This window comes from Bradyrhizobium valentinum, from assembly GCF_001440405.1.
Lineage (GTDB): Bacteria > Pseudomonadota > Alphaproteobacteria > Rhizobiales > Xanthobacteraceae > Bradyrhizobium > Bradyrhizobium valentinum.
The window spans coordinates 1-8231 of record NZ_LLXX01000065.1 but is presented as its reverse complement, the minus strand read 5'-3'; the positions used below and the strand labels follow the sequence as shown (position 1 = coordinate 8231).

9 protein-coding genes are annotated in these 8231 nt (G+C 63.1%); 8 read left to right on the top strand and 1 reads right to left on the bottom strand.

Annotation, left to right across the window (positions count from 1 at the left end):
- Positions 1-386, top strand: a 386-nt coding sequence (locus CP49_RS10625) for a hypothetical protein (protein WP_057850217.1), incomplete at its 5' end; no start/stop codon positions are given.
- Positions 387-401: 15 nt separating this feature from the next.
- Here the strand turns inward: CP49_RS10625 and CP49_RS10620 are convergent.
- The gene (locus CP49_RS10620; protein ID WP_057850232.1) at positions 402-764 is read right to left on the bottom strand and encodes a hypothetical protein; all 363 of its coding nucleotides are present in this window, start codon (positions 762-764) and stop codon (positions 402-404) included.
- A gap of 1006 nt (positions 765-1770) precedes the next feature.
- On the opposite strand from CP49_RS10620, the gene CP49_RS44490 reads away from it, so the two are divergent.
- The 7 genes from CP49_RS44490 to CP49_RS10590 all read left to right on the top strand — a co-directional run.
- Positions 1771-1911: a hypothetical protein gene (locus tag CP49_RS44490; protein ID WP_156438256.1), complete on the top strand. Its 141-nt coding sequence runs from the start codon at positions 1771-1773 to the stop codon at positions 1909-1911.
- Positions 1912-1942: 31 nt separating this feature from the next.
- Positions 1943-2296, top strand: coding sequence for a hypothetical protein (locus tag CP49_RS10615; RefSeq protein ID WP_057850216.1), 354 nt, complete (start codon positions 1943-1945; stop codon positions 2294-2296).
- A 648-nt stretch (positions 2297-2944) separates the two neighbouring features.
- Entirely contained in the window at positions 2945-3415 is a 471-nt protein-coding gene (locus CP49_RS10610) for a methyltransferase family protein (protein ID WP_057850215.1), read from the top strand.
- A gap of 136 nt (positions 3416-3551) precedes the next feature.
- Complete coding sequence (locus tag CP49_RS10605; protein ID WP_057850214.1) at positions 3552-3836, top strand: GYD domain-containing protein; 285 nt, start codon at positions 3552-3554, stop codon at positions 3834-3836.
- Between the two features lie 117 nt (positions 3837-3953).
- Positions 3954-4415, top strand: a complete 462-nt coding sequence (locus CP49_RS10600) for a hypothetical protein (protein WP_057850213.1) — start codon at positions 3954-3956, stop codon at positions 4413-4415.
- 158 nt (positions 4416-4573) lie between these two features.
- Positions 4574-5005 (top strand): hypothetical protein, encoded by a 432-nt coding sequence (locus CP49_RS10595; RefSeq protein WP_057850212.1) that lies wholly within the window; start codon positions 4574-4576, stop codon positions 5003-5005.
- 424 nt (positions 5006-5429) lie between these two features.
- On the top strand, positions 5430-8231 hold a 2802-nt coding region (locus CP49_RS10590), incomplete at its 3' end, for a hypothetical protein (protein ID WP_057850211.1).

Genomic DNA, 8231 nt, shown 5'->3' with positions numbered 1-8231 from the left:
AGGCCGCTCCTCAAGCCGCTCCATCGGTCGACAAGACCATCGTGCGCATTCGCTCCGACCAGAAGCTGCCGGAGCGGGTGGTTTATGACACCAGCCTTCCGACCGTTGTTCCGCCGCCGGCCGTGACGGCCCAGGCGGCGCCACCCGCGCCGGCTGTGGCGCCGGCCGACTCCGCCGCCCAGGCCCGTATGCGGGAGACGTTTGCCCAGCTCGTGCCGGCGGAGGCGAAGAAGCCCGAGCCGCAGGTTCAACGCAAGCGCAAGATCGCCAAGGCCCGTCCGGCGCCGCCGATGCAGATGGCCCAGCCACCGCAAACGCGACAAATGCGAATTGCGCAGCAGTCGCAGTTCGGCTTCTTCGGCGGTCCGAGCTGGAACACCTGGTAAGGTGCGCCGCCTGATCTAGCGCGGCAGCTTCGGAATTTTGTCCGCAAAACCGTTGTAGCAGGTCAACCGCTCGTCTTCCTCCTTGACGAAGCGGCAGTCATTGACGCCCTTCGCCGCCGGGGCCTTCGGCTTGGGCTGCGGCGCGTAAATGGCGTCGTAGCAATTCAGGCGTTCCTTGGTCGCATCGTCGATGTCCTGGCACGCCTGCAACTTTTGGGCGACCGACAAGGGTTTTTCCTTCTTGCCCGCCTCTGATTTCTTCGACCCGACCACAACCAGCGGTTTGCCGCCGATGGTCGGAGGATTGGCGGGAGCGGTCGCCTGAGCCAGCGCGGCCGCTGGATACAGGATCGCCAGCGTGAGGATGATCTTTCTCATGTCGAAATGTCCGATTTGCCGTAAGCCGAACGAGCGCACCTGGAGAGACCAGAACTCCCGACCCTCGGAATCGAAATCCCGCTGCGCCCCAGCGTTCTCTAGCACCATCCCCAAGCGTCTGTCTAACCTGTTGATTCAATAGCCATTCAATTGAGCCTGCGGCGGCCCGGCCGGGTTTGCTTGACGTCTGGTTGCCCCGGGGCGCTGGCGGATCGGCGGCCGCTACCGGATCGAGCGATTGCAGAAGGGGCGATGTCGGCTGCATCCCGCAAGGCTACGGCCGCTCGATCGAGAATGTCGGCAGCGGACCGGAGCGCATCCTGATCGGATTCAATGCCGGAATCTACGAGACCATCTCTCGCAATGGATCGCGGCAAATCCGCAGGACGTGCTCGCCCCCAATTTCGGTCAGCCGGCGGAGGTGTTCGCGAAATTCCCGAGCCGGGACGTGTTCATCGCCGGCAAGGATGCGACTGGATAAAGAGGCTGCCGCCGAGCGTGCATCAAAACGTCGACCGGTCTTGCGAAGCAATCGCGTCAGCGTGTTGCGAGGGCGAACCTAGCGCAGGCGATAGGCGTCGAATGCGTGGGCCAGAAATACGCCGATGCTGACGAAAATGAGGAATGCCGTCACGACCTCGGTCATAGCCTTCCTCCCTGTATTGCGATGCCTGAAAGGACACGCTTGAGAAACTCGCGATAGATGAGGTTGAGGACCGATACCAACATGATCTAACCCCGCTGTTCGATTGCGAGGATCGTAACGGCTCTTTGTTTCCGGAGCGCTTCGCAGCAGGGCAAAAATGGTTTCGTCCAGTTGACGGCGGGGCTGCCTGAACGAATCTGGCCGGGATTTTGACCGTTTCAAAGGCGCAGTCTCAACGCTTCGACTTACTCAGATCGATGATGGCGTCAGCGCGTAGCGCTAATCGAGCAGCCGTCACAATGTCACCGCGTCGTCACCCATAATCTCGCCAAATTGGCGGAACATTTTCTCAGCGCTGGCATGACGGCGCCCGCTCTCGCCTTGAACTACTCAACGCTCGAACTGCTCAACGTCCGCAACGCCGACCGATTGTCGGCGCGCGATGCTTTGCGAGTCGATTGGGGAGACATGGGCGAAGCCGGGCGCCTGCTGGCGATCTAGATTATTCAGTTGTCACAGAGGAATAAAAGTTATGCGTCAAGCAACATCGAATGCCGTGGCCGGTTCGAGCGCGAACCGCCGACAGATATCATCACTCGCGGCGGGCATCACAGCCGTCGCCTTGCTCGCGAGCGTCACCGCGGCCCACGCGCAGAGCACAGGTATCGCCGCCTGCGACGACTTCCTGACCAAATACGATGCCTGTGTCGTCTCCAAGGTCCCCGAGGCACAGCGCGCGACGTACAAGACGCAGATCGACCAGACGCGCAAGGCGTGGGTCGACATGGCCAAGAATCCGTCCGCGAAGGCGACCATGGAAGCGACCTGCAAGCAGACCATGGATGCGACGAAGGCATCGCTCACGGCTTTTGGCTGCTCGTTCTGATCGCCACGTGCGATGCTTGAAAGGAGTGGCGCCGAGCGAGCGCCATTCCTTGACGGCGGGCGGGGCGAGAAGGGAGGCGCGGCCGATGATGATGGCGCGGCGCTGTTCCGGAATTTTGGCCGAAACGACGTGTGTAACGCGACGATTCACAATCGGGTGCGCGTCTGGAGCTTCTCGATTAACCTATTGTTAACCATAACGCCCCAGGATTGCCGTATTAAAGAGTCGCCACGGACTCTGGTCCGAAGGCGCGATTGATCGTTCATCTTGGGGGCGAGCACGGCTCGCGGGGCTCCAAGGAGTAACGTCATGTCGTCATCTGGCGGACGACACCAAGCTGGTTTGCTTTCCGAATTCGTCCCGGCGATTTTCGGCGCACTTGGTTTGGGTGTCCCGATTGCGATTGCGATCATTTGGATTTGTTCCTGATCGGCAAGCCGCTTGTCTTGTAACGGCACTCGTCCGTGCGGGGGGGCGTGGCTGGTCCCTCGGCCACGGCATCGCGCAGTACGCCACCGACGCGGCAGCGTGAGAGGGGCACGGGGGACTGTCACCTCGGTCCCGCGTCACTGCCTGCGATTTTGAGCTACGCTTGCAAATGGGCTTCTGCTGGCTACATCAGGGAAGTGCAGCTTCATCGGTCCCGCCATGGCTGACACGGCAGATACCGCGAACGTCATTGTCCGGCCGCCGATCGCGTGGGCGTTCGCGGTGCTTGCCGGGGTCGCGCTCAACTGGCTCATGCCCTTGCCGTTCTTGCCGGCCGCGGTATCTGCAGGCTGGCTCGGCGCGATGGTGTTCGTCCTTGCGCTGGCGCTGGTCGCGTGGGCGATCTCCACCATGACCCGGGCCGGCTCGAACGTGCCCACCAACCTGCCGACCACGACTATCGTAGAGGCCGGCCCCTACCGCCTCACGCGCAATCCCATCTATCTCGGCATGGTGCTGGGGCTCATCGGCCTGGCTATTGCCTTCAACAGCCTCTGGCTGCTGATAACGCTGGCGCTCTTTGCGCTTGTCATCCGCTACGGCGTGATCACCCGCGAGGAAGCTTATCTCGAGCGCAAGTTCGGGGACGTCTATCGCCGCTACCGCGCGCGGGTACGACGCTGGCTGTAGGGCCTCTCGACAAAATGCAGGCCGGGGAACCCGTATCTTGCCGTTCCCGCTACGCAGAACGGCATGGGCACAGATCGCCGGAAGGCGTATAATTGTGTGGTCCTTCGCGCATGATCAACATGACATGGAGGTAGCCATGAAATATGTGCTGCTTGGTAATCTGAGCCCGGAATGGGCAAGCAAGCAATCGGAGCGGACCAGCAAGGCCAAGGCAAAACTCGACAAGCTGGGCATCAAGATCGAGTCGATCCACTACACGCAGGGCTACTACGATTTCGTCGACATCGTCGATGCCCCGAATGAGGCGGCGATGCTCGCGTTCTCCGTCTGGTACGCGACCCAGGGCCTGGGGCGGATCCAGAGTATGCCGGCCTTCGACGCAAAGACCTTCGAAACCGCCATCAAGGACGCGGCGAGCTAAGCGCCGGGCGCTGGCTCACAGCATTCCGGCCAGCCGCCTGTGCCACTTCGCTTGCGCGAGGTGCGGCATTCCTCTCGGACGCAGTAGCACGGAGTGCGAGCGAAAGTAGTGGGAAGAATGAAGAAGCTGGAGAGGCTCCTCATATTGGCGATCTGCTGGGTGTGGGGCGCGGGCGCCGCATACGCATGTCAATGTGATCGCATCTCTCCCGAAGCCGGCTTCGACCGTGCCCAATACGTGTTCGCCGGCAAGGTCGTCCAAGCAGACCACCACGCTTGGCTCATTGAGGTCGAGCGCGTGTGGAAAGGCCATGAAAGGCTCACTCGTACCGTCAAGCTGATGGACGTCTACGCCACGCTCGACTGCGAGTTCTCTTTCCAACCCGGACAACGCTACCTCTTTTTCGCAATCCTGGCGAAGGGCGGGCGAGAAGTCTTTTATCACCCACAAGCATGCAACTGGACGAGGCCGTTGCAGTCGACGCGCGTCCCCTCCGAGGGGAATGAGTCGCTATGGCTTGAGGACTTCATCACTCGGGAGTTTGGCCCGGGAGAACAACCCCGCGCCGAGCGCCCCTGAAAGTGCATGCCGTCGAAGAATGGCGCCTCAGCGTAGATGAAGCTGACAACTACGTTTCTGCTGGAGCGCTATGACATTTAGCCGTTCGACAGCGGAGCCGCAGCAAGCATCCTAAACTCGCCAAAGTTGCTACCACTGCGATCTTCGGGAGGCTCCATATGGAGAATAGCGTAAAGAAGCTGTTTGAGCGCTACGAGAAGCTGTTCCGAATGGCGCTCACGGACCAAGTGGACATGGACAAGGTGGCGTCTTCATACGCCGCTGCGTTCGTCGCTGCGTCTCCGGCTGGCGTCTGTGTCGGCCAAAACGACGCGCACCTGAAGCAGGTGATGCAGCAGGGATTCGAAAACTATCGCCGAATCGGTACGAAGGACATGCGACTTCGTAATGTCCGCATCGCACCTATCGACGAGCACCACTGCCTGGCGCACGTCGCTTGGACCGCCATCTACGACCGACGCAGCGAACCGGATATTTCCATTGATTTCGAGGTCCATTACTTGGTGCAGCAGCTTGAAGACGCGCCAAAGATCTTTGGATGGGTATCGGGGGATGAGCAAGCCGTTCTGAGGCAACACGGGATCATCTGACGCGACGGAATCCGAAACACTACGCTACTGCTTCCGCCAGCAACCGCCGCATGTCCGGGTCACGTTCGCAATCAGCCTTCGCGGTGAGCGGCCGGCGGCTCATGTGGCCGACATCTCGTTCGAGGCTTGCACCTCGCCGAAGTGGCTCGCGTCATATTCAAAGGCGTGCTGTGTGATTGTGGCGCAACATGCGGGGAATTAGCAACCTCTGGATGATTGCGTGGCACCTGCCTCGATTGACATGTCGCGCGTTTTTTGGAGGTAACTACGGAGTGCATTCGGAGCGATGCAACGCGGCTCGCGACGTGGATCGAGCGGTGAGCGTGAGAGGGAGACGGGTCAGTTGTCGACGCGGCCACGCATAAACTCCTGGTTGCGCTACTCCTGGTTGTACTCATCGGCCATCCTTGGCGGCGTCTGTCTCGTGCCAGCGGCGACGTCGTTGCCGGCCGCAGCGCAATCCACCGACTGGACCGGTGCCGCATCCAGCAATTGGTTCGACGCAAGCAACTGGACGAACGGCGTTCCGGTCGCTGGCGGGGGACCGACAGCAGCCGTCGACGCGACTGCACCCAATGCTCCAGTGGTGAATGCGCCGGGCGCTGCCGCGGACGTCATTGCGGTCGGCGTCGGCGCCGTGGGCGCGCTCACCATTACGGGCGGCGGTACGCTGAGCAATGTCGATGGCTATGTCGGCGCGGTTCTCGGCTCCGAGGGCACGGTGACGGTGACCGGTCCCGGATCCAACTGGAGCAATTCCCAGATCCTTTACGTCGGCTACTTCGGCACAGGGACGCTGACCATCGACGGCGGTGGGACGGTGAGCAGCCTCTATGGCTATGTCGGCGCGGTTCCCGGCGCCGAGGGCGCGGTGACGGTGACCGGCGCCGGCTCCACTTGGACCAGCGGAAGTCTCTTCGTCAGCAGTGGCGGCACGGGCACGCTCACCATCGCGGATGGCGCAACGGTGAGCAGCGTGAACGGCTATGTCGGCGCCCTCTATAGCGCCGGCGGAACCATAACGGTGACTGGCGCGGGATCCACCTGGACCAATTCCGGAAATCTCTTTGTCGGGGATGACGGCACAGGCACGTTTGCCATCGCGAATGGCGGAGCGGTGAGCAATACGGACGGCTATCTCGGCCGCAGCGCTGTGTCTCTTGGCACGGTGACGGTGGCCGGCAACGGATCCACCTGGATCAATTCCGGAAATCTCGTCATCGGCGATGCCGGCACAGGCATGCTGACCATCGCGGCCGGTGGCCGGGTGAGCGGCGCAATCGGCATCGTCGGCAACGACACCGGCTCCCGCGGCACGGTGACGGTGACAGACACCGGCTCCGCCTGGACCAACAGCGGAAACCTCTTCGTCGGCAACGCCGGCACGGGCGCGCTCACTATCGCGGACGGCGGCCGGGTGAGCAACGCGATCGGTTTCGTCGGTTTCGGCGCCGGTTCGCAGGGGTCCATGACGGTGACAGGCGCCGGCTCGGCCTGGAGCAACAGCTCCTCCCTCACGATCGGCGGTGGCGGCACGGGCGTAATCGCCATCGAGAATGGCGGAGCCGTGAGCAACACGTCCGCAATTGTCGGATCCGCCAACGGCTCGCAAGGGAGCGCGACGGTGACGGGCGTTGGCTCCACCTGGACCAATTCCTCACAGCTCTCGATCGGCTACTTCGGCGTCGGGTTGCTCGCTGTCGCAAGCGGGGGGAGAGTCAGCAGCACGTATGGGGTGCTCGGCGCGTTTGCCGGCGCGCAGGGCACGGCCACGGTCGCCGGCGCCGGCTCTGCCTGGGCCAATTCCCTGGACCTTTACGTCGGCAACGCCGGTATGGGTTCGCTCGCGGTCTCGAACAGCGGCACGGTGAGCAATGCGAACGGCTACATCGGTTACGACACCGGCTCGCAAGGCACGGTGACAGTGACAGGTCCGGGCTCGGCCTGGAACACCAGTGCCTCCCTCACAATTGGCGTCAGCGGCACTGGCGTGCTCGCCATCGACAACGGTGGATCCGTGAGCAGCGCGTCCGCCATCATCGGATCGGCCATCGGCTCGCAAGGAACCGTGGCGGTGACGGGCGCCGGCTCGACATGGACCAATTCCGGAGACCTCCATCTCGGATTCTTCGGCACCGGCACGCTCACCGTTGCGGAGGGGGCGACGGTGCAGGCCGGCACCCTGCATGTGGCAAGCCAAGCCGGTTCGCGTGGCACGCTGAACATCGGCGCGGCGGCAGGCAGTCCGGCGGCGGCCGCCGGCACGCTCGACGCGGCAAGCGTCGCGTTCGGCGCTGGCATTGGCACGATCAACTTCAATCATAAGTCCGCCAACTACGTGCTCGGGTCGACGATGACCGGCAACGGCAGCGTCAATGTGCTGTCCGGCACCACCATCCTGACGGCCGCCAACAGCTACACGGGTCCCACGACTGTCAACGGCGCCACGCTCATCGTGAACGGCTCGATCGCCTCGTCACCGCTGACGGTGGATGGCAGCGGCCTTCTCGGGGGCACCGGTTTTCTTGGCGCAACGACCATCGGTGCCGGCACGCTCTCGCCCGGCAACTCGATCGGCACCATCACGGTGCAGGGCAATCTCGTGCTGTCGGCGGCCTCGACCTACCTGGTCGAGATCGCGCCGGCGAGTGCCGATCGCACCGATGTCACGGGCGCGGCGCAGCTCGCCGGTGCCCTGCGTGTGGTCGCAGCTCCCGGGACCTACGCGCCGGGCACCACCTACACGATTCTCACGGCGACTGGCGGCATCGCCGGCACGTTCGACAGCGTGACTTCCAATCTCACGTCGTCCGCCTTCATGGCGCCGACCGTGTCCTACAATTCCGACCACGTGTTCTTCACCCTCGCACGCACGGTAAGCTTCGCGAGCGTCGGATGGACGCGCAACCAGATTGCCACCGGCACCGGCGTCGATTCGCTGGGCTTCGGCAATCCCATCTTCAATACGGTGCTCAACGGCACGGCCGCGCAGGCGCGGCAGGCGTTCGATGCGCTCTCGGGCGAGTTGCATGCGAGTACGGCGGGCGTGCTCGTCGACGAATCGCGCGATCTGCGCGACGCGGTGCTCGGCCGCCTGCGCCAGGCGTCATTCGACAACACGGCAGGCGGGACAGCGTCGCGTGCCGCCCGCCCGGCGGCGCTTGCGGGGACCGTGCCGGAGACGAAGACGCACTCGTCCCGCCTGACCTTCTGGGCGCAGGGACTC

Bases quoted from the DNA above. Each gene is read 5' to 3' on its own strand.
- CP49_RS10615 (WP_057850216.1), top strand. From the start codon at position 1,943: ATGCGTCAAGCAACATCGAATGCCGTGGCCGGTTCGAGCGCGAACCGC.
- CP49_RS44490 (WP_156438256.1), top strand. From the start codon at position 1,771: ATGACGGCGCCCGCTCTCGCCTTGAACTACTCAACGCTCGAACTGCTC.
- CP49_RS10610 (WP_057850215.1), top strand. From the start codon at position 2,945: ATGGCTGACACGGCAGATACCGCGAACGTCATTGTCCGGCCGCCGATC.
- CP49_RS10600 (WP_057850213.1), top strand. From the start codon at position 3,954: ATGAAGAAGCTGGAGAGGCTCCTCATATTGGCGATCTGCTGGGTGTGG.
- CP49_RS10595 (WP_057850212.1), top strand. From the start codon at position 4,574: ATGGAGAATAGCGTAAAGAAGCTGTTTGAGCGCTACGAGAAGCTGTTC.
- CP49_RS10605 (WP_057850214.1), top strand. From the start codon at position 3,552: ATGAAATATGTGCTGCTTGGTAATCTGAGCCCGGAATGGGCAAGCAAG.
- CP49_RS10620 (WP_057850232.1), bottom strand. From the start codon at position 764: ATGAGAAAGATCATCCTCACGCTGGCGATCCTGTATCCAGCGGCCGCG.